Annotated in this window: 22 protein-coding genes; 4 read left to right on the forward strand and 18 right to left on the reverse strand. The window is 67.1% G+C overall.

All coding sequences use genetic code 11. The features are described 5' to 3' along the window. Positions 1–25: 25 nt before the first annotated feature. Entirely contained in the window at positions 26–2,200 is a 2,175-nt protein-coding gene (locus tag PVW48_RS15940; protein ID WP_012177417.1) for an RNA degradosome polyphosphate kinase, read from the forward strand. A gap of 93 nt (positions 2,201–2,293) precedes the next feature. Next, entirely contained in the window at positions 2,294–3,814 is a 1,521-nt protein-coding gene (locus PVW48_RS15945; protein ID WP_274582031.1) for a Ppx/GppA family phosphatase, read from the forward strand. Between the two features lie 16 nt (positions 3,815–3,830). On the opposite strand, the gene PVW48_RS15950 is transcribed toward PVW48_RS15945, so the two are convergent. From PVW48_RS15950 to mbhE, 11 genes are all read right to left on the reverse strand, one after another. Then, the gene (locus PVW48_RS15950) at positions 3,831–4,151 is read right to left on the reverse strand and encodes an AAA+ family ATPase (RefSeq protein ID WP_274582032.1); all 321 of its coding nucleotides are present in this window, start codon (positions 4,149–4,151) and stop codon (positions 3,831–3,833) included. Between the two features lie 60 nt (positions 4,152–4,211). Then, a complete protein-coding gene (locus tag PVW48_RS15955) occupies positions 4,212–4,895 on the reverse strand; it encodes a molecular chaperone DjiA (RefSeq protein ID WP_012177414.1) in 684 nt (227 codons plus the stop codon). A gap of 63 nt (positions 4,896–4,958) precedes the next feature. Further along, entirely contained in the window at positions 4,959–5,444 is a 486-nt protein-coding gene (locus PVW48_RS15960) for a GNAT family N-acetyltransferase (protein WP_274582033.1), read from the reverse strand. Further along, on the reverse strand, positions 5,441–6,055 hold the full coding sequence (locus tag PVW48_RS15965) for a VOC family protein (protein WP_274582034.1): 615 nt from the start codon (positions 6,053–6,055) through the stop codon (positions 5,441–5,443). The genes PVW48_RS15960 and PVW48_RS15965 overlap by 4 nt, the downstream gene beginning before the upstream one ends. Next, positions 6,042–6,389: a monovalent cation/H(+) antiporter subunit G gene (gene mnhG / locus PVW48_RS15970; RefSeq protein WP_274582035.1), complete on the reverse strand. Its 348-nt coding sequence runs from the start codon at positions 6,387–6,389 to the stop codon at positions 6,042–6,044. The genes PVW48_RS15965 and mnhG overlap by 14 nt, the downstream gene beginning before the upstream one ends. Next, complete coding sequence (locus tag PVW48_RS15975; protein WP_012177410.1) at positions 6,386–6,742, reverse strand: monovalent cation/H+ antiporter complex subunit F; 357 nt, start codon at positions 6,740–6,742, stop codon at positions 6,386–6,388. Before PVW48_RS15975 ends, mnhG begins: the two co-directional genes overlap by 4 nt. Continuing rightward, positions 6,735–7,088: a Na+/H+ antiporter subunit E gene (locus PVW48_RS15980; protein ID WP_274582036.1), complete on the reverse strand. Its 354-nt coding sequence runs from the start codon at positions 7,086–7,088 to the stop codon at positions 6,735–6,737. The genes PVW48_RS15975 and PVW48_RS15980 overlap by 8 nt, the downstream gene beginning before the upstream one ends. Next, entirely contained in the window at positions 7,085–8,620 is a 1,536-nt protein-coding gene (locus PVW48_RS15985) for a Na+/H+ antiporter subunit D (protein ID WP_274582037.1), read from the reverse strand. Before PVW48_RS15985 ends, PVW48_RS15980 begins: the two co-directional genes overlap by 4 nt. Further along, positions 8,617–9,036 (reverse strand): Na+/H+ antiporter subunit C, encoded by a 420-nt coding sequence (locus PVW48_RS15990; RefSeq protein ID WP_012177407.1) that lies wholly within the window; start codon positions 9,034–9,036, stop codon positions 8,617–8,619. Before PVW48_RS15990 ends, PVW48_RS15985 begins: the two co-directional genes overlap by 4 nt. Then, complete coding sequence (locus tag PVW48_RS15995; protein WP_012177406.1) at positions 9,036–9,488, reverse strand: MnhB domain-containing protein; 453 nt, start codon at positions 9,486–9,488, stop codon at positions 9,036–9,038. The genes PVW48_RS15990 and PVW48_RS15995 overlap by 1 nt, the downstream gene beginning before the upstream one ends. After that, complete coding sequence (mbhE, locus tag PVW48_RS16000; protein ID WP_274582038.1) at positions 9,485–11,689, reverse strand: hydrogen gas-evolving membrane-bound hydrogenase subunit E; 2,205 nt, start codon at positions 11,687–11,689, stop codon at positions 9,485–9,487. Before mbhE ends, PVW48_RS15995 begins: the two co-directional genes overlap by 4 nt. Positions 11,690–12,078: 389 nt before the next feature. Here mbhE and PVW48_RS16005 point away from each other — a divergent pair, with 389 nt between their 5' ends. Next, a complete protein-coding gene (locus tag PVW48_RS16005; protein ID WP_274582039.1) occupies positions 12,079–13,008 on the forward strand; it encodes a hydrogen peroxide-inducible genes activator in 930 nt (309 codons plus the stop codon). A 176-nt stretch (positions 13,009–13,184) separates the two neighbouring features. Here the strand turns inward: PVW48_RS16005 and scpA are convergent, their stop codons facing one another. Together scpA and PVW48_RS16015 are read right to left on the reverse strand one after the other, a co-directional pair. Beyond that, positions 13,185–15,323 (reverse strand): methylmalonyl-CoA mutase, encoded by a 2,139-nt coding sequence (gene scpA, locus PVW48_RS16010; protein ID WP_274582040.1) that lies wholly within the window; start codon positions 15,321–15,323, stop codon positions 13,185–13,187. Next, positions 15,295–16,239, reverse strand: a complete 945-nt coding sequence (locus PVW48_RS16015) for a hypothetical protein (protein ID WP_274582041.1) — start codon at positions 16,237–16,239, stop codon at positions 15,295–15,297. The genes scpA and PVW48_RS16015 overlap by 29 nt, the downstream gene beginning before the upstream one ends. A 159-nt stretch (positions 16,240–16,398) precedes the next feature. Here PVW48_RS16015 and PVW48_RS16020 point away from each other — a divergent pair, with 159 nt between their 5' ends. Continuing rightward, positions 16,399–16,848, forward strand: a complete 450-nt coding sequence (locus PVW48_RS16020) for a DUF4174 domain-containing protein (RefSeq protein ID WP_012177401.1) — start codon at positions 16,399–16,401, stop codon at positions 16,846–16,848. A gap of 64 nt (positions 16,849–16,912) precedes the next feature. Here PVW48_RS16020 and PVW48_RS16025 read toward each other — a convergent pair whose 3' ends face one another. The 5 genes from PVW48_RS16025 to PVW48_RS16045 form a co-directional block, all read right to left on the reverse strand. Then, the gene (locus tag PVW48_RS16025; RefSeq protein ID WP_274582042.1) at positions 16,913–18,958 is read right to left on the reverse strand and encodes an acetyl-CoA carboxylase biotin carboxylase subunit; all 2,046 of its coding nucleotides are present in this window, start codon (positions 18,956–18,958) and stop codon (positions 16,913–16,915) included. Between the two features lie 358 nt (positions 18,959–19,316). Then, complete coding sequence (locus PVW48_RS16030) at positions 19,317–19,676, reverse strand: hypothetical protein (RefSeq protein WP_274582111.1); 360 nt, start codon at positions 19,674–19,676, stop codon at positions 19,317–19,319. Positions 19,677–19,690: 14 nt separating this feature from the next. Next, positions 19,691–20,062, reverse strand: coding sequence for a DUF6497 family protein (locus tag PVW48_RS16035; RefSeq protein WP_274582043.1), 372 nt, complete (start codon positions 20,060–20,062; stop codon positions 19,691–19,693). After that, positions 20,059–20,448 (reverse strand): RidA family protein, encoded by a 390-nt coding sequence (locus tag PVW48_RS16040; RefSeq protein WP_012177397.1) that lies wholly within the window; start codon positions 20,446–20,448, stop codon positions 20,059–20,061. The genes PVW48_RS16035 and PVW48_RS16040 overlap by 4 nt, the downstream gene beginning before the upstream one ends. Further along, positions 20,441–20,917: a hypothetical protein gene (locus PVW48_RS16045; RefSeq protein WP_338020478.1), complete on the reverse strand. Its 477-nt coding sequence runs from the start codon at positions 20,915–20,917 to the stop codon at positions 20,441–20,443. Before PVW48_RS16045 ends, PVW48_RS16040 begins: the two co-directional genes overlap by 8 nt. Positions 20,918–20,921: the final 4 nt, after the last annotated feature.

The following is a 20,921-nucleotide window of genomic DNA, read 5'->3' on the forward strand; positions in this document are numbered from 1 at the left end:
CACATCACGAGGCGACAGACAGCCCATGACATACGCCAATTTCCTGACCGACCCCTTTCCGCCCGCGATCACCCTGCCCGACGAAGAGCGCATGGGCCCCGGCCGCTTCTTCAACCGCGAGCTGAGCTGGCTGGCGTTCAACTTCCGCGTGCTGGAGGAGGCCGCGAACCCCAGGGTGCCGTTGCTGGAGCGGGTGCGATTCCTGTCGATCTCGGCCACCAATCTGGACGAATTCTATTCCGTGCGCGTGGCCGGGCTGCGCGAGCTGGCCCGCGAGGGCAATCACACCCCCGCCGCGGACGGCCGCACGCCCGAAGAGCAGCTGGTGCTGATCAACGCCGATGCGCGCAAGCTGATGGAGACCCAGCAGACGACGCTGGATGCCCTGCTGAGGGAAATGCATGACGAGAAGATCGACGTGCTGACCCGCGACCAGTTGACCAAGAGCGATCTGGCGCGGATCGACGCGGTGTTCATGTCCCATGTGTTTCCGGTCCTGTCGCCGCTGGCCATCGACCCCGCGCATCCCTTCCCGTTCATCCCCAACGAGGGCTTCTCGCTCGCCCTGCAGCTGGAGCGCAGCCGCGACAAGCGGGGGCTTCAGGCGCTGCTGCCGATCCCGGCGCAGATCGACCGCTTCCTGCAACTGCCCGAGGTGGACGGCACCCAGCGGTTCCTGCCGCTCGAAGAGCTGTTGTTGCAGAAGATCCCGGACCTGTTCCCGGGTTACCGGGTGAAGGGGCATTGCGCCTTCCGGGTGCTGCGCGACAGCGACCTGGAGGTGGAGGACGAGGCCGAGGACCTGGTGCGCGAATTCGAGGTGGCGCTGAAACGCCGCCGCCGGGGCGAGGTCGTGCGGCTGAAACTGTCGGCCAACGCGCCGAAATCCCTGCGCGACGTGATCGTGCAGGAACTGCGCGTCACCGAGGAGGAAATCATCGAGATCGACGGGCTGATCGGGCTGTCGGACCTCAACGAATTGGTGCTGGACACCCGCCGCGACCTGCAATGGCCCTCCTTCACCCCGCGGGTGCCCGAGCGCGTGCAGGATTTCGACGGCGACATGTTCGCCGCGATCAGCCAGAAGGACATGCTGCTGCACCATCCTTACGAGACCTTCGACATGGTGATCCGGTTTCTCGCCCAGGCCGCGCGCGATCCCAACGTGGTGGCGATCAAGCAGACCCTCTACCGCACCTCGAACGAGAGCCCGATCGTCGACGCGCTATGCGAGGCGGCCGAGAACGGCAAGTCCGTCACCGCGCTGGTGGAGCTCAAGGCCCGGTTCGACGAGGCCGCGAACATCCGCCAGTCGCGCAAACTGGAACGGTCGGGCGCGCATGTGGTCTACGGGTTCATCAATTACAAGACCCACGCCAAGATCAGCACCGTGGTCCGGCGGGAGGGCGACAAGCTGGTCACCTATACCCATTACGGGACCGGCAACTACCACCCGATCACCGCGCGGATCTACACCGACCTGAGCTTTTTCACCTGCGACGACGCGCTGGGGCGCGATGCCACCAAGGTGTTCAACTATATCGGCGGCTATGCCGAGCCCGAGACCCTGGAAAACCTCGCCATCTCGCCCACGATGATGAAGGCCCGTCTGATCGAGTTGATCGGCGCCGAGGCCGCCCATGCGGAGGCCGGGCGCCCGGCGGAGATCTGGGCCAAGATGAACGCGATCATCGAGCCGGACGTGATCGACGCGCTGTACGATGCGTCGAACCGCGGCGTGAAGATCAACCTGGTGGTCCGGGGCATTTGCGGCGTGCGGCCCGGTGTCGTGGGCCTGTCGGAGAATATCCGGGTGAAATCCGTGGTGGGCCGGTTTCTCGAACACTCCCGCATCGTCTGTTTCGGCAACGGTCACGGCCTGCCGGCCAAGAAGGCGCGGGTCTTCATCTCTTCGGCGGACTGGATGGGGCGCAACCTGACCCGCCGGGTCGAGACCCTGGTCGAGATCAAGAACGCCACCGTGAAGGCCCAGATCGTCAGCCAGATCATGGCCGCCAACCTCGCCGACACCGCGCAGAGCTGGGTTCTGTCGCCCGATGGCTCGTTCCAGCGCGAGACCGAGCGCCCGGACGAGCCGCTCTTCAGCTGCCACCGGTTCTTCATGGAAAACCCGTCGCTGTCGGGCCGCGGGTCCGCCGGGGCGTCGGATGTGCCGGAACTGACCCATTCCAGGGACTGACCGGCGCGCAAATCGGCGGAAAAGGAATTGACGGAACTGCGCCTGTTTGACTACGGTCACCCGGCGAGCGAGTGGGGAGCGAGCGGAGATCCCGTGCAAGACGAAGACTGGGGACCGTTCGGAAAGGCGTTGTTCGAAGACCCGTCTGCTCAGGCCTTGGGCCGGGTGGGTGTCATCGACGTCGGATCAAACTCGGTCCGGATGGTGGTATTTGACGGGGCGGCGCGGTCGCCCGCGTATTTTTATAATGAAAAGGTGATGGCGGGCCTCGGGGCCGGCCTGAGCCAGTCCGGGCGGCTCAATCCAGAGGGCCGCATCCGGGCCATGGATGCGATGAAGCGGTTTGTCCTGCTGGCGCAATCCATGAACGTGTCCCCGCTGGTAGCTGTTGCAACAGCTGCAATGCGGGAGGCGGAGGACGGTCCTGCGTTTAGGGAGGAGTTGACGCAGGAGACCGGCCTCCGCCTCTGGGTTATCGACGGCGCCGAAGAAGCCCGCCTCAGTGCGCAGGGCGTGTTGCTGGGCTGGCCCGGGGCCACGGGGCTGGTCTGCGATATCGGCGGCTCGTCCCTGGAACTGGCGGAGCTGTCGGAGGGGCAGGTCGGCAAGCGCGAAACCTCGGCCCTCGGCCCGCTGAAGCTGCGCGACGTGCCCGGGGGCAAGAAGGGGCTGAAGGCCCATATCCGGTCCGAACTCGACACTCTGCGCGCCCGGATCGACGGCAGCTACGACCGGCTGTTCCTGGTGGGCGGCTCCTGGCGGGCCATCGCGCGGCTGGACATGATCCGCCGCGAGTACCCGCTGGCCGTGCTGCATGAGTACCGCATGAGCCCGCGCGCGGTCTCCGAAACCATCGCGATGATCCAGAACACCACGCCCGAGGCGCTGCGCGCCATGTCCGGCATCGGCGAGGCGCGGATGTCCCTGCTGCCGGAGGCGGCACAGGTGCTCGGGCCCCTGATCCGCACCTTCCGACCCAAGGAAATCGCGGTCTCGGCCTACGGGATCCGCGAGGGTCTGCTTTACGAGCAGATGCCGCAGAAGCTGCGCAACCGCGACCCGCTGATCGAGGCCTGCCGCTACATGGAGGCGCAGTCCTCCCGCATTCCGGGCTTCGGCAGGGGGCTGTACGAGTTTCTCAAGCCGCTGTTTTCGTCGGAAAAAGCCAGCGGGCGGCGGCTGATCAAGGCGGCCTGCCTGCTGCATGACATCAGCTGGCGCGCGCATCCGGACTACCGGGCGGAGGTGTGCTTCGACACCGCCACGCGGGCCAATCTCGGCGGGCTGTCCCATTCGGAGCGGATCTTCCTCGGGCTTGCGCTGCTGCACCGCTACAAGAACAGCCGCTCCGGCAGCCGGTTCGAGCATTTCTTCGAACTGCTACCGGAGAAGGACCAGAAGAAGGCCGAGGTGCTGGGCAAGGCCATGCGGTTCGGCGCGATGCTGGCCGCGCAGGATCCCAGCAAGATGGGCCGGCTGAAGCTTTACCCGAAAAAGAAGGTGCTGGAACTGCGCATGCCGGTGGAGACCCGCGATCTGTTCGGGGAGGTCGCCCAGGCCCGGTTCAAGTCCCTCGCTGCCGCGCTGGAAGCCGAGCCGCGCGTGCTGATCTGAGGCTGGCCGGGCCGGATCAGAGGTCGATTGGGGCGTCTTCTTCGCCCTCGGGGGCGGGCTCGGGCGGCCTGGGCGCGCCCTCCGGGTCGGGCTTGCGGCGGATCAGGATGTCGCCATTGGGCAGGATCTCGGGCGCCTCATAGGCCTGCAACTCGTCGAGCTGCATCTCCAGTTGCCGCAGAAACGGCGAGAGCTCCTCGGTCAACTCTTCGAGCAGACGACGCGCCCCCTCGGTGAGCAGGTCGAGCCCTTCCTGCACCTCGTCGGACTCGGTTTGCGCCGCGACGGGCATCGGCGCGGCCAGAAGCAGGGCGAAGATCACGACAAGACGGCGCATGGGGACTCTCCTTGGCCCAAGTCTAGCGCAGGCGCCGCCGCGAGGCCACCGGGGCGGGCCTCAGGCGGATTTCACCTGCTGGATTTCTTCCCAGGCGCGGTTGATCGCGATGAGCTTGCGCTCGGCGAGTTTGACCGCCTCTTCGGGCACGCCCCTTGCCATCATCCGGTCGGGATGGGTTTCGCGCACCAGCGCGCGCCAGGCCTTGCGGGCCTCTGCCAGCGGAGCGTCGGGGGCGATCCCGAGGATGTCATAGGGGTCTGGCACCGCGTCGGGCACATGCTGCGCGCGCAGGCGGCGGAAACAGGTCTCGCTCAGCCCGAAAATCTCGCCCACCTCGGCCAGAAAGGCGTTCTCCGCAGGGTGGTAGGTGCCGTCGGCCATGGCGATGTGAAAGAGCCCCTCCATCAGATCGGTCAGCGTGTCGGGATCGTCGGCGAACATCTCGGCGATCCGGCTGGCGTAGATCTCGAACCCGGTCACGTCCTGGCGCGCCAGGTTGAACACCTTGGCGGCGTGGGGCTCGTCGGCGGGCGCGATGGTGAACACCTCGCGGAAGGCCGTCACCTCGTCCCGGGTGACCAGCCCGTCGGCCTTGGCCATCTTGGCGCTCAGCGCGATCACCGCGATGGTGAAGGCCACGCTCCGCTCGGGTGGAGAGCGCAGTTTCTCGAACACCGAAGACAGGTTTTCGCCGGAGCGATAGGCCGAAATGGCGTCAGCGATGCGGGTCCAGAGTGACATGGGCCGCAGGCTACCGGAAGGACGGGGCGACCGTCAGGGGACAAGTGTCGCACCCCGCCCGGATCACAGCCGTTTGCACATCAGCACAAGGTCGATCCAGCGGCCGAACTTGAAGCCGACCTCCCGGAGGGTGGCGACCTCGGCAAAGCCCAGATGACGGTGGAAGGTGACGCCCGCGGGGTTCTCGCCGCTCACCCCGGCCCAGAGCGTGTGCATGCCCCGCGCCCTTGCGTGATCCTCCAGGGCGGACATCAACCCGCGGCCGAGCCCCTGCCCGCGCGCCGCGGTGTCGAGCAGGATCGAATGCTCGATCGTGCGGGCGTAGCCGGGGCCGTTGCGGAAGGGGCCGTAGGTGGCAAACCCCGCGACCCGGCCTGCGTGGAGGGCCACGAGGAAGGGCTGGTCGGCGGCGGCCTTGTCGGCCAGGAGCGCTGTGATGTCGGCGGCGGTCTTCTCGTGGCTGTTGAAGGTGACCGTGGTGTCCCGGATCAGGGCGGACCAGAGGGCCGCGATCTGCGCCGCGTCGTTCTGCGTCGCCGGGCGGATCACAGCAGGATCTCGCCTCGCGGGCCGGACAGGCGCGCGCTGAGACCGGACGCACCCGTGGTCAGGGTCACGCGCGGGTCGCCAAGGGGGGCGAGCGTGGTTCGCAGGGTCGCGGCCTCCGGGTGCGAGACGGTGAGCGAGGTGAGCCGCAGGCCCTGGTCGGGCAGGCGCGGCGCGGGATGGCCCGCCCCCTCCCACGCGATCACGGCAGGATGCACCCCGTCGAAGGGCAGCGCGCCCGCCTCCGGCACCGCCATCTGCCAGCGCAAGTCCCCGCGGGCCAGGGCGAGGGGGCGGCCCGCAGCCGCGGGCGCATGGGCGATATCGTCCACCGCCACGACCCAGGCATGCAGCCGGGGCGGGCCGGTAAACCGGTCCAGCCCGAACCAGCGCGGATGGGGCGGCCGCGGGGCCTCCGGGTCGATGGCGATCACTTCGAGATAGAGGTCCGGGCCGAGCGACAAAAGACGGTTATGGGTGCCCATGGCCGCATGGGCCCCGCCCCCGGCCAGCGCGCAGCCCAGCCGCGCCTCGGCCCAGGCCACGCCCTCGGCCAGCGTCTCGGCGGCGATGGCCAGGTGGTCGAGCCGATATGTCGGCTCAGTCCTGGCCATTCTCGCATTTGAAGTTGTCGCGGTTGATGTCCTCCGGCTTCTCACCCCAGAGCGGCACCCGCGACTGAAAGGCCGCGCGCGCGATCACATGGGCGCCGATGGGCGCGGTGAAGAGCAGAAACAGGATGATCACGATTTCCTTGGCCACGGATTCGCCGCTGGTCAGCAGGGCGACCGCGCCGGCGATCATGCCCACGCCCAAGGTGCCCGCCTTGGTCGAGGCATGCATGCGGATATACACATCCTGCATCCGCACCACGCCCAAGGCCGCGATCAGCGAGAAGAACCCGCCCCCCACCAGCAGCGCCGCGGCGATCCATTCCAGCAAGGTCATGGCCGCTCCTCCCCCGGGGGCATCGGCGTACCGCTCTTGTAGTTGCGCCCCGAGCGCAGCACGAACCGCGCCAGCGCCACGGTCCCGAGAAAGGCGACCAGCGCCAGCACGATGGCGGCGTCGAGATAGGCGTCCACCTGGCTGGAGATCGCGAACAGCGTCAGCAGCGCCACCAGAAGGATCGAGATCAGGTCGAGGGCCACCACCCGGTCGGGCAGGGTCGGGCCGCGCAACAGGCGGATGGTCGACAGCACCAGGGCCGCGACCACCATCACGAAAGACAGCAGCACCGCCACGCCCAGCGGCCCGGTCTGCCGGGTCTCGATCAGCAGCGAACTGAAGAACTCAAGCAAGATGCACCCCCCGTGTCGCGCGCAGAACGCGCCGTTCGATCCCGTGTTTCATGGCCGCGATCTCGCCCTCCGGATCCTTGGCCCCGAACATCGAATGCACGAGCAACTCGGTGCGATCGGCGCTCAGATCGATGGACAGCGTTCCGGGCGTGAGCGAGATGATATTGGCGGTCAGCATCAATTCCAGGTCCGTCTTGGCGTCGAGCGGGACGACCACCAGGACGGGCCGCGCCTTCATCTCGGGCGTCAGCACGTCCCAGGCCACCTGCACGCTGGAGACCACCAGCTCGTAGAGGAAATAGACGAAGAGATTGATCGAGTAATAGATCCGCAGCACCAGCTTCATTGCGACACCTCCGCCAGTTGGGTCGCCGCCCGCTCGGCCCGGGCGGTCTCGGCCACCTCGGGCCCCAGCACGACCTCGACATAAGCCAGCGGATCCAGCAGCGTGATCGCCGCCTCCTCGGCCACGGTATAGAGCGGCCCGGCGCCGAGACCGATGATCACCGTCATCACCGCCAGTACCGCGATCGGGGCGGTCATGCTGCGCGGCATGACGGGGCCCTTGGCGAAGGCCGCGTCCGGATGATCCTTCCAGAAGGCCGCGAGCCAGATCTTCGTCATCGAGAAGAGCGTGATCAGCCCCACGGCCAGGGCTGCCAGCGCCACCCACCAGTCGCGCGCCTCCAGGCTCGCCTGCACGATGATGAACTTCGCCCAGAAACCCGAGAGCGGCGGGATGCCCGCGAGGCTGAGCGCGGGGATCAGGAACAGGATGGCCAGCAGGGGCGAGGCCTTCAGCAACCCGCCGATCTTGTCGAGCTCCTCCGACCCGGCCTTCAGCTTGATCAGGCCCGCCACGAAGAACAGGTTCGCCTTCACGATGATATGGTGGAACAGGTAGAAGATCGCCCCGATGATCGCCAAAGGCGTGAAGAGGGCAAGGCCCAGAACCATGTAGCCGATCTGGCTGATGATGTGGAACGACAGGATGCGACGCACATCGTTCTGCGCCGCGGCCCCGAGCACGCCGATCACCATGGTCAGCACCGCACCGATCAGCAGGATCGGCTGGATGAAGCCGCCGCCGCCGTCATAGACCACCGTGAACACCCGCAGGAGCGCATAGACCCCCACCTTGGTCAGCAGCGCCGCAAAAAGCGCCGAGGTCGCAAAGGCCGGCGTGTGATAGGACGCGGGCAGCCAGGCAAAGACCGGGAACATCGCGGCCTTGGCCCCGAACGCGAACAGCAAGAGCGCCGCGGAGGCCAGCACGGCGGTCTCGGACTGCCGGTCCGCGAGCACCAGGTGCAGGTCGGCCATGTTCAGCGTGCCCGCCGCGCCATAGAGGATCCCGACGCCGGTCAGGAAGGCGAGCGTGGCCACCAGGTTCAGGCCGACATATTTTACCGCCGCATCGATCTGGTCCCGCCGCCCGCCGATCACCAGCAGGCCGAAGGACGCGATCAGCATCACCTCGAACCAGACATAGAGGTTGAAGATATCGCCGGTCAGGAACGCACCGCAGACCCCGACGAGCAGGGCATGGCTCAGGGCATGAAAGCCCACGCGCTTTTCATCCTCGGTCACGTCGAACCGGCTGTAGACGATCACCGCCACCGCCACGATGCCCGCGATGACCACCATCGCCGCCGACAGGATATCGGCAAAGAGCGTGATGCCGAACGGTGCCTCCCAGCCGCCCATCTGCGCGGCCATGGGGCCACCGGTCAGCACCGCCCGCAACAGGATCAGCCCAGAGCCGAGCAGCGCCACGGACCCCAGAAGGGACACGTGATAGGCCAGCGCGGTCTTGCGCAAGAGCAGTGTGATCACCGCCGTGATCATCGGGATGACGATGGGCCAGACGAGGATCATTCCGCGGCCTCCCTGCGACTGCCCGTGACCGGGGTCGGCGTACTGGCCACGGGCGGGGTCGGCGGCTCCAGCGGTTCACAGGCGCGCATCGCGTCCATCTCCACCGTCCCGAGGCTCTGCCAGGCGCGGAAGGCCAGCGCCAGCGCAAAGGCCAGCAGGCCGAAGCCGATCACGATCGCCGTCAGGATCAGCGCCTGCGGCAACGCGTTGGCCGCCGTCACGGCGGTCGCGGTGGACCCCTCGGGCACGAAGGGCGGTGTCGCGTAGGTCAGCCGCCCGGAGGCGAAAATGCCCAGGTTGGCCGCGTTGGACAGCAGCACCAGTCCGAACAGGAACCGGATGAGCTGCCCACTCATCATCAGGTAGGCGCCCCCGGCCACGAGAAAGCCCACCAGGGCGGCAATGACCAGTTCCATCAGCGCTGGTCCTCTTGCGGCTCGGCATCGACCGCGTCTTCGAGCGCGAACAGGATCGCGCAGACCGCGCCCAGCACGGTCACGAACACCCCCGTATCGAACAGCAGGATCGACCCCACCGGCCAGCCCGACGTGCCTTCGCCGGGCACGTAGCCGTAGAATGGCCAGACCCCTTGCAGGAAGGCGCCGCCCACCGCCGCACCCCAGAGCCCGCCCGCGATGGACATCGACAGCCCCAGCCCCGCCAGCGACAGCGCGTCGAGCCGCAGGAACCGCCGCGCCTCGGCCACGCCCTCGGCCAGCGCATAGAGCGCCACGGCGATCACCGCCATCAGGCCACCGATGAAGCCCCCTCCGGGCGCATTGTGGCCGCGCCACAGGATCAGCAGCGACATCAGCAGGAACAGCGGGACAAGCACCCGCGTCGCGGTTCTCAGGATCGTGGAATTCATTCTTCTTTCTCTTTTCGCCCGGCACGCAGCCCCGCGGTCAGGGCCGCCGCCGCCGAGATCGCGGCGACTAGCACCACGGCCACCTCGCCCAGGGTATCCAGCGCCCGGAAGTCCACCAGGATCACGTTGACCACGTTGCGGCCCAGCGCCTCGGGGTAGCTTGCGGCGTTGAAAAACTCGTTGATACGCGGATCGAAGGGCTGCATCAGCACCGAGGCGACCACGAAGGCCACGCCCAGCCCGAGCGCCGTGGCGATCAGCGCGTCACCGGCGCGGAAATTCGGCTCCCGTGGCATGTTGGGCAGCTTGACCAGCGCCACGGCGAGGATGATCACCACCAGCATCTCGACCAGCAGTTGGGTGATGGCCACATCGATGGCCGAATAGAACACGAACAGGATCGCGACCCCGGCCCCGGTGATGCCCAGGGCGGTGAGGCCGTAGAGCCGCGAGCCCGTGGTCAGCACCACCGCCGCCGACACCGCGATCAACAGGCAGATCACCATCGGGATCAGCGCGATGCCCTCGACCGGCGGGTTGAACGCATCCCGCGAGGCCAGGTGCGCGCCCCACATCAGAAGTGCCAGCACCGCGAAGGCCGTGCGCAGATAGACCGTCATCTTGCCGCCCTGCACGGTCCGCGCCGACCAGGCCGCGAAGCGCTTGAAGGAGGTCAGAAGCAGATTGTAGGTGTCGTTGGCATCCAGCCCGCCGGTGAAATTCGCGCTCTGCAGCGAGCCGCGGATCTTGTCCCGCCCGTAATAGAGCGCAAAGCCCAGGGCAAAGGTCAGGATCGACAGCATCAGTGGCAGATTCACCCCGTGCCAGAGCTTGAGATACACCGCCTCCTCGCCCGGCAGGATGGACTGCACCACCGGGGTGATGATCGGACCATCGATCAAGGCCGGCACAAGCCCGAAAGCAAGGCCCAGCGCCGCCAGGAGCGCCGGACCGATCCAGAGCCACGGGGTCGGGTCCGCGGGTGACTTGGGCGGCGCAACGCGCGCGCCGAAGAAGGGCGAGATCGCCACGAGGGCCGCCGCCGCCACCATGTTGGCATTGGCAAGGAGCGCCGCGGTCACCACGAAGAGCGGCTCGGTCTCGACCCCGAGGGCGGCCTCGTACATCAGCTCCTTGCCGATGAAGCCGACAAAGGGCGCCAGGCCGGCCATGGACAGGGCCGCCAGAATGGCGATCCAGAAGGTGATCGGCATTTCCCGTCGCAGCCCGCCGAGTTGCCCGACCTCCCGCGTGCCGGTGCCCTTGTCGATGAGCCCCACGGTGAGAAACAGCGCGGCCTTGTAAAGTGCGTGCACCACCAGGAAGACCGAAACGGTCATCACCGCGTAACGCGTCCCGCCACCCAGCATCATGGTCAGCGCGCCAAGTGCCATGACCGTGGTATAGGCGAGCATCAGCTTCAGGTCGGTCTGCTTGAGCGCGAGCACCGAACTCCAGACCATGGTGATCGCACCGACGATGGTCAGGGTCCAGAACCACACTTCCGTGCCGCCCAAGGCCGGGGTGAACCGCGCCAGCAGGTAGATCCCCGCCTTCACCATGGTTGCCGAGTGCAGATAAGCGCTCACGGGCGTCGGGGCCGCCATGGCCCCCGGCAACCAGAAGTGGAAGGGAAATTGCGCGGATTTCGTGAACGCCCCGATGAAGACCAGCACCAGGATCGGCACATACATGGCCGAAGCCTGGATCGCGCCCGCCGCCGCGTTCATCTCGGAGATCCGGAAGGTGCCAGCCTCAGCCCCCAGCAGGATCAGCCCCGCCAACAAGGCCAGACCACCCAGCCCCGTGACCAGCAGCGCCTGCAGAGCGTTGTCGCGCGCCTTGGTTTTCTCGTGGTCGAAACCCACGAGCAGGAAGGACGTGATCGTCGTGCCCTCCCAGAACACGAAGAAGGTGACCATGTCGTCGGCCAGCACCATGCCCAGCATGGACACCGCGAACAGGAACAGAAGCGTCAGAAGCATGGTCAGCTTCGGATGCCCTTTGAAATAGACCGCGGAATAGAGGAAGATGATCGCACCGATCCCCGTCACCATCAGCGCGAATAGCATCGACAGGCCATCCAGCAGGAAGGCGACCTCGATGTCGAGGCCGGGAATCCAGGGCCGCGACCAGGTCAGGATCTCTCCGGAGGCGACCTGGGGGATGAACTGCGCGAACCACGCCGCGGTCAGAGCCATCAGAGCTGCGGGAACAAGAGTCAGGAGCCGGGGCATGGGCACACGTTCTATAGTTGGGGTACAGGGCTGCACCGCGTCTGGTTAGTACCTAGCTGTGTAGGCAGCTGGGGCAATCTAAATAAAAGGGTCGCGCCACGGCCCCGGATGTGGCGCGACCCTCAGCCGTCCAGAGGACGGCACAGGCCTAGAGGAAAGGAACTCTCCTCTGGTCGTGGCCCGTATCTCGGTTCCAATCCTGCCCGACATGAGGAAACATGAAGGACGTGGACAAGATCGTTACCTCCCGTGGCGTTGCCGCCTTCGATGGTTAGGAATATGCGACCGGTATTGAAAATAAAAAGCCGATGGCTTAAGAAATTTTGATAGTTTATTCCTATCAAAGGCACCCCATGGCCGGCCCCACCCTCAGACAATTGCAATTCCTCGTCTCGATCGAGGAAACGGCCCATTTTCGGCGCGCCGCCGAACGGGTCGGCGTGACCCAACCGTCCCTGAGCGCACAGATCCAGAACCTGGAGGACACCTTGGGCGTTGCCCTGGTGGAGCGTGGGCGCGGCGGCGTGCGCCTGACCCAGGTCGGCCGGGAGGTCGTGTTGCGCGCCCGGCGCATCCTCGACGATGTCCAGAGCCTGGTCGATTTCGCGGGCACCGCGCGCGACGGGGTGGTCGGCACCATCCGGCTGGGGGCCAAGGCGACGCTGGGGCCCTACCTGCTGCCCCATGTGGTCGGCGCGCTCCACGCGGCGCACCCGGACCTGCGGATCTACATTCGCGAGGATGCGCCACGGCTGCTGGAACAGGACCTCGCGCGCGGCGAGCATGACGTGATCCTGACGCAGCTGCCGGTGACCGGGGCCGATTACACCACCGCGCGGCTGTTCCGCGAACCGTTGCTGCTGGCCCTGCCCGCCGATCACCCCCTGCTCGACAAGGAGGTGCTGCGGCCGCGGGATCTGGCGGGCGAGCAGGTGCTGAGCCTCAGCCCCGCCTACCACCTGCACGACCAGATCACCGCGATCTGCCAGCAGACCGGCGCACAGCTTGCGCGCGACTACGAGGGCACGTCGCTGGATGCCCTGCGCCAGATGGTGGGGATGGGGATGGGGATCACGTTTCTGCCCGCGCTCTATGTCCGGTCGGAGATCGAGGGCCGCGGAGCGGAGGTGGTGGTCCGCCGTCTCAGCGGCGCACCCATCGCGCGGTCCGTCGGCCTGGTCTGGCGCACCCGGGCGGGACGCACGGGGGCCTACTTGCAGATCGCACAGGTGATCCGTGACGTGGTGCGGGCGCGCTGGCCGGAACTGGTGGTCGAGAGCTGAGCGCAGGTCTCAGCCGGAGGGCCGTGCCAGACGGCGCAAGGGAAGCATCCGCCCGTTCCTGACATAAGGCCCGAACATGGCTGCGGCGCTCGGTCGGTTGCGGCTTCGGACGGAGCCGGGCCGCGCCGCGCAGACCCGGCGGGCCCCCGCCCCCCCCCCGACACAGACCGGCCCGATCAGGCCGCTTCGGCCCGGGATTCCCGGATCAGGCGCAGGATGTCCTGGGCCGCCTCGGGGATGTTCGTGCCCGGCCCGAAGATCGCCTTCACCCCGCGGTCATAGAGGTACTGGTAGTCCTGCTGCGGGATCACCCCGCCGCAAATCACCAGGATATCCCCCGCGCCCTGGGCCTTCAGCGCATCGACCAGCTTGGGGGCAAGGGTCTTGTGCCCGGCGGCCTGGCTGGAGATGCCGATGACGTGCACATCGTTGTCGATGGCGTCCTGCGCGGCCTCTTCCGGGGTCTGGAAGAGCGGCCCCACATCCACGTCGAACCCGATATCGGCAAAGGCGGTGGCGATCACCTTGGCGCCGCGGTCATGACCGTCCTGGCCCATCTTGACCACGAGCATCCGGGGCCTGCGCCCTTCCTCGGCGGCGAACTCCTCCACCGATTTCTGGATGGCGGCGAACCCGTCATCGCCCTCATAGGCCGCGCCATAGACGCCCGCGAGCGTCTTCACCTCTGCCCGGTGGCGGCCGAACACCTTCTCCATCGCCATGCTGATTTCTCCCACACTGGCCCGCGCGCGAGCCGCTTCCACCGCCGCGGCCAGAAGGTTGCCCCCCTCAGCCGCGCACCGCTCCACCTCGACCAGGGCCGAGTCGCAGGCCGCCTCGTCCCGCTCCGCGCGGATCTTCGCGAGCCGGGCCACCTGCCCGTCGCGCACCTTGGCATTGTCGATCTCCAGGATGTCGATCGGGTCTTCCTTGTCCTTGCGGTACTTGTTGACCCCCACGATCACTTCCGTGCCCTTGTCGATCATCGCCTGGCGTCGGGCCGCGGATTCCTCGATCCGCAGCTTGGGCATGCCAGAGGCCACGGCCTTGGTCATGCCGCCCAGTTCCTCGACCTCCTCGATCAGGGCCCAGGCCTTCTCGGCCAGCTCGTTGGTCAGGCTTTCTACGTAGTAAGAGCCCGCCAGCGGATCGACCACGTTGGTCACGCCGGTCTCTTCCTGCAGGATCAGCTGGGTGTTCCGGGCGATACGCGCCGAGAATTCCGTCGGCAGGGCAATCGCCTCGTCCAGCGCGTTGGTATGCAGCGATTGCGTCCCGCCCAGAACCGCGCTCATCGCCTCGTAAGCGGTGCGGATCACGTTGTTGTAGGGGTCCTGCTCCTGCAAGGAGACACCGCTCGTCTGGCAATGGGTACGCAGCATCATCGAACGGGGGTTCTTCGGCTCGAACTCGGACATGATCTTGTGCCACAGCATCCGCGCCGCGCGCAGCTTGGCGGCTTCCATGAAGAAGTTCATGCCGATGGCGAAGAAGAAGCTGAGCCGCCCGGCGAACTTGTCCACGTCCATGCCGCGCGCGATGGCGGCGCGGACATATTCGCGCCCATCCGCCAGGGTGAAGGCCAGCTCCTGCACAAGGTTCGCGCCAGCCTCCTGCATGTGGTAGCCGGAGATCGAGATCGAGTTGAATTTCGGCATCTCGGCGGAGGTGTATTCGATGATGTCCGCGATGATCCGCATCGAGGGCTCAGGCGGATAGACATAGGTGTTGCGGACCATGAATTCCTTGAGGATGTCGTTCTGGATCGTGCCCGACAGGACAGACCGGTCATGGCCCTGCTCTTCGCCGGTGACGATGAAATTCGCGAGGATCGGGATCACGGCGCCGTTCATGGTCATCGAGACCGACACCTGATCGAGCGGGATGCCGTCGAACAGGATCTTCATGTCCTCGACACTGTCGATGGCCACGCCGGCCTTGCCCACATCGCCCTCCACCCGGGGATGGTCGCTGTCATAGCCGCGGTGGGTGGCCAGATCGAACGCCACCGACACGCCCTGCTGCCCGGCGGCAAGGGCCTTGCGGTAGAACGCGTTGCTCTCCTCGGCGGTGGAGAAGCCCGCATATTGCCGGATCGTCCAGGGGCGGCCCGCATACATCGTGGCCTTCACCCCGCGCGTGAAGGGCGCCTGACCGGGGACCGAGCCGAGATGGTCGAGCCCCTCCAGGTCCTCGGCGGTATAGAGGGGTTTGACGTCGATCCCCTCCAGCGTCTTCCAGGTCAACGTCTCCAACGGCTTGCCGCGCAACTCCTTGGCGGCGAGGTCAGCCCACGCGTCTTTGCCTTTCGTCATGGTCCACTCCTCTTTCTGGTCCTGTCAGGCCCGCGATGCACTCGGGGCTCTCTATGTAGGTGACCGCGCCGGCGGCACCGGAGCGCAGCCATGCGATGTCGTCGTCATACGCCGCCCGCATCCGCGCGATCTGCGCCGCGGAGAAGGGGCGCCAGGGCCCTGCCTCCGGCAGGCGCGCCAGGTGATGCGGGCACGGGCCCTCGGCCACCACCTTGCGCAGGAGCGCCACATCCGGCGACGCGTTGTGGATGCAGGGCACAGGCTCGAGCGGGGCGGGCAACACCCGCCGCGTCAGTCCGGAGACCAGCAGATGCGGCACATCCACCAGCGCCTCGAAGGGCCAGACCACGAGTTCGGCACCGGGGAACACCACCTGCAACTCGCGGATCACGTCGCGCCAGCGGCGAGGCTGGTCGACCAGCGTGCCCAGACGGTCCCGGTCGGGCACCCGTCCGCCATGCTTGACCGTGAAGCCGAGCATCGAGGTCCAGTGCCGTTCGTAATTGCGGATGGCGAGGCCAATCCGCGTACACTGCGCCCCGAAGGCCGGGCGGAACCGCGCCATCCGCCGTGCCGCATCCGGGTAAAGCTGCCCGCTGGCCACGCAAGCCGGGATCGCGCCCAGCATGTTCTCTTCGCTCACGATCAGGGTCCGCATTCCGGTCCCGCGCAGCCGGTCGAGTTCGCCGCGCACCCGCGCGCTGGACACCCGGGCCTGCGCGGCCACCTCCGGCGTGACCCGGTCGGCGGCCTTGACCAACCCGTCAAAGAGCGCCGCACGCGTGACATTCGGCTCCCATACCGCGACCGAACTTGCCCGCAACCGCGAGGCATTGCGCCGTAGCGTCTGTTGCAAACTTGTCGTGCCCGTCCGGTGGGCGCCCACATGCAGAATAACGTCCAAGATACGCCTCATTATCCCTCGGTCCGGCGCAAAACGCGCAGGATATGTCATCGCGAGAGACATTAGGCAGCGACCCTTCCGGACGAATTAACGTTACCGGGCGGCAAAAAGCGCATCGAGGGCTTAGAAATCCCGTTTGCACGGCATATATTCGGAGCAACCGGAGGCACCATGAAACGACTGATACCCTTTGTAATTGCTGGACTTCTCACGACGGCGTCAGGCGCGGCAGCGGCGGACGACATCCCCGTGATCTGGCCGCCGCTCGAGGCAAGTGAAGTCAATTTGAACGATTTTCTATGGGTTGCGCGCCCGGTCGTGGTGTTTGCGGACACACCCGCCGATCCCCGCTTCGTCGAGCAGATGACCCTGCTCGAGGCCCGGATCGAGGATCTCGCCGTGCGCGACGTCGTCGTGATCGTGGATACCGACCCCGACGCGAAGTCCGAATTGCGCACCAAGCTGCGCCCGCGCGGCTTCATGATGGTGATCGTGGGCAAGGATGGCGGCGTGAAGCTGCGCAAACCGTCCCCCTGGACCGTGCGCGAGATCACCCGCCAGATCGACAAGATGCCCCTCCGGCAGGAAGAGATCCGCCTGCGCAAGGCCACCGCGGGATAACCCGCGCAGCCGCCAGGCGCGCCTGCATCAGGCGTCCTGGCGCTGGTATGGCGGGCGGTGCGGATCACTCGAACTCCATGATCACGTCATCCACCGCGAGGCTGTCGCCGGCACCGGCGTTGATCTTGGTGACCGTGGCGGTCTTTTCGGCGCGCAGGATGTTCTCCATCTTCATCGCCTCCACGGTACAGAGCGCCTGGCCCTCCTGCACCTCGTCGCCGACCTCCACGTCGATCTTCACCACCAGCCCTGGCATCGGGCAGAGCAGCATCTTCGACGTATCCGGCGGCAGCTTCTCGGGCATCAGGTCATTCAGTTCGGCCTGGCGCGGGGTGCGGACATGGACCTTCACATCCGCTCCGCGGAACCGCATCCGGAAACCGCTGGTGATCTTGTCCACCTTGAGCACCATTGGCGCACCGTCGATCTCGACCGTGGCGAGGCTGTCGCCCGGGGTCCAGCGGCTGGTCACCCGGTGGGCGGTCCCGTCGGCGAAGCGCACGGTGGAGCCGCCCGGATCCGCGTCGATGGTCACATCGAACCGGGCATCCTGGGCGGTCACGACCCAGTCGGTGCCGACCATCCGCTCGTGGTTGTCGAGCGTACCGGAAATGCGGGTGCGCCGGATCTCTGCCACCCGGAACATCGCCGCCGCCGCCGCCGCAAGCCGTGTCAGGTCGGCCGCGCCGAGGGTCACGCCTTCGAAGCCGTCGGGGTACTGCTCTTCGATGAACGCGGTGGTCATCTCGCCCTTGATGAAGACCGGGTGGTCCATCACCGCCGCCACGAAGGGCAGGTTGTGGCCGATCCCTTCGACCTCGAACCCGTCGAGCGCGTTGCGCATCGCCTCGATCGCCGCCGGGCGGTCCGGCCCCCAGGTACAAAGCTTGGCGATCATCGGGTCGTAGTACATGCTGATCTCGCCGCCCTCGTAGACGCCGGTATCGTTGCGCACGGCGGTCTCGCCCGAGGCCGCGTCCCCGTGCCACTTGCCATTGGCCTCCAGCGGTCCTGCCGCGACCTCGACCGGCGGGCGGTAGCGCGTGAGCCGCCCGATGGAGGGCAGAAAGTTGCGATAGGGGTCCTCGGCGTAAAGCCGGTTCTCGATGGCCCAGCCGGTCAGGGTCACATCGTCCTGGGTCATGGGCAGCTTTTCCCCAGCCGCCACGCGGATCATCTGCTCCACCAGGTCGACGCCGGTGATCAGTTCGGTCACCGGGTGTTCCACCTGGAGCCGCGTGTTCATTTCGAGGAAATAGAAATTCCGGTCGCCATCGACGATGAATTCCACGGTCCCGGCGCTGGCATAGCCCACGGCCTGGGCCAGGGCGCAGGACTGCTCCCCCATCGCCTTGCGCGTGGCCTCGTCGAGGAACGGGCTGGGCGCTTCTTCGACCACCTTCTGGTTGCGGCGCTGGATCGAACATTCCCGCTCGCCCAGGTAGATGCAGTTGCCATGGGTATCGGCCAGCACCTGGATCTCGATATGGCGCGGTTGGGTGACGAATTTCTCGATGAAGATCCGGTCGTCGCCGAAAGAATTCGCCGCCTCGTTCTTGGAGCTCTGGAAGCCCTCGCGCGCCTCGGCGTCGTTCCAGGCGATCCGCATCCCCTTGCCGCCGCCCCCGGCGGAGGCCTTGATCATCACCGGGTAGCCGATCTCGCCCGAGATCTTCACCGCCTCGTCCGCATCCGCGATCAACCCCATGTAGCCCGGCACGGTGGAGACATTCGCCTCCTGCGCGATCTTCTTGGAGGTGATCTTGTCGCCCATCGCCTCGATGGCATTCGCGGGCGGCCCGATGAAGGCCACGCCCTCTTTCTCCAGCGCCTCGGCGAAGAGCTTGTTCTCGGACAGGAAGCCGTAGCCCGGATGCACCGCCTCGGCGCCGGTCTGCCGGATGGCGTCCATCACCTTGTCGATCACGATATAGGACTGGTTGGCGGGCGACGGGCCGATATGCACCGCCTCATCGGCCATCCGCACATGCAGCGCATTGCGGTCCGCATCCGAATAGATCGCAACCGTCTGGATGCCCATCTTGCGCGCGGTCTTTATGACCCGGCAGGCAATCTCGCCACGGTTGGCAATCAGGATTTTCTTGAACATGGCCTCTTCCTTCTTCTTGTCAGTCACGCGGCACGCGACCGCGGTCCCGGAACCGCGCGGGTCCGGGCATTGCAGGGCCCCGCTGCGCGCAGCACGCAGGGGGCCGGGTGTGGGGCGGGGCGCGCAGCGGGCCTGCGCGGGCGATATGTCGGGGGAGCGGTCCGCCATGCACGCGCCATCAGAGGGCTGCCAGGTCTGGTGGCGGCCCCCTGAAGCGTTCCAGTGCGTAGGGGTGGTGTTTGGGGCGACCAAAATACGTCCGCCACAACCTTGAGGAGAACATACTCTTGACGTTGGGGAAAGAGAATTTTGTGCCCACTGGCCGAAATCCGCCGGTCCGGGCCCTGTACCGCATGTCTCACTGACCGCCCTCCCCGTCGAACAGGTCCGGAAAGCTGCGCCGCGCCACCGCCACATCGATCCGCAAAAGTGACTGGTAGGACGCGGGATCGAAAGGGGTTTCCGCAGGAACGACCTCCCGCCCGAAGAGCCAGTTGAGCCGCCCGGCATCGAGATTGCCACGCTCGAAAGGCTGGTCGCCGAAATGGGTCCAGAGCGCCTCCATGAACCCTTCATCTGCCCGGCGATCGGCGGGGCGGCGGTCGGCATAGCGTTCCCGCGCCACCAGCGGCGTGGCGCCCTTCTTGCTGGCCCGGCGCAGGACGAACTGGAAATCCGTGCCCGGCAGGCGCCCGGGAAACCCGCGGTGCTTGGTCATCTCCGGCAGCGGCATCAGAACCCCTCCCAATCGCAGCCCGTGGCGGTGCGGCGGAAACTCTCGACATATTGCGTGGCGTCCGGGTTGGCCTGCCCCCGGGGCATGGCGCGGTCCTGCAGCACGACGATGACCTTCTCCGGCCCGTCCGCTTCCGCATCGCGCGCGCAGAGCGCCAGGAAATCCTCGGCCAGCGCGTCGTAGTCGTATAGCCCGCGCGCCCGGGCGATCTCCGGCGCGACATAGCGCAGGACCAGCACCGGCTCGCCCGCCTGCTCCTCCACCAGCGCCGGCAGCGCGATGGGGCGCAGGCCGCTGGGCAGGTCCTCGACCAGACCCGCCAGATGCGCGGGGGGGCGCGGTCCGGGATATGGCGCAAGCGCGATCATGGGCGCCGCGCCACCATGTCGACCTCGACCAGCGCACCGACCGCCAGCGCGGTCACCCCGATCGTGGTGCGCGCCGGGCGCGCGCCTTCGGGGAAATAGGACATGTAGACCTGGTTGAACGCGTCGAAATCCCGTTCGAACTCTGTCAGGTAACACCGGCACTGCACCACGTCGCCCAGGCCCAGCTCCGCCCCCTCCAGCACAAGCACGAGGTTGTCCATCACCCGACGCGCCTGCGCCTCGATCCCCTCGGGCAGGGGCGCGTCCGCGTCACCGGGGTCCGTGGGCATCTGGCCGGTCAGGAACACCCAGCCATCGGTCTCGGTCGCATGGCAGAACGGGCCGACCGGGGTCGGGGCCGCATCGATGAAATGAAATTCAGGCATGGACAACTCCGGCATGGCGCAGCCACCGGGCGCGGTGCTGCGGGTCTTCGAGCAGGGCGGCGATCCGCGCCTCGATCTGGGCCTTGGGGGCGCGCGCCGCGACCAGCTGCCCCCCGGCGATCACCTCTGTGCCCTCCGGGCCCGCCGTGACCTGCACAACGGGCGAGAACCCCCGCAGCCCCTGCAGCGCCCGCCACAGATCCTGGCGGATCTGATGCGCCAGGCGCCCGCGCGCCGCCACGGGCGGCATCCGGGTCGCGGCGGCGAGATCGAACCGCGCCCCGGGACGCCGCGACAGGGTCAGAACGGCGCCCGCGCGCCGCTCGATCCAGCCGCGCCGGCGATGGCGCGAGGGCTGGCGACCTGCGCCGCCAGCCCCGGGATCAGACACGCGTCCCCCACCGACGAAGGCCGCATCTGCGATCCCCTCGCTCCTCCCGGTGTCGTGGTCGTGTATGTGCCGATCCATCTCG

The sequence above is a fragment of the Dinoroseobacter sp. PD6 genome (assembly GCF_028807315.1).
GTDB lineage: Bacteria > Pseudomonadota > Alphaproteobacteria > Rhodobacterales > Rhodobacteraceae > Dinoroseobacter > Dinoroseobacter shibae.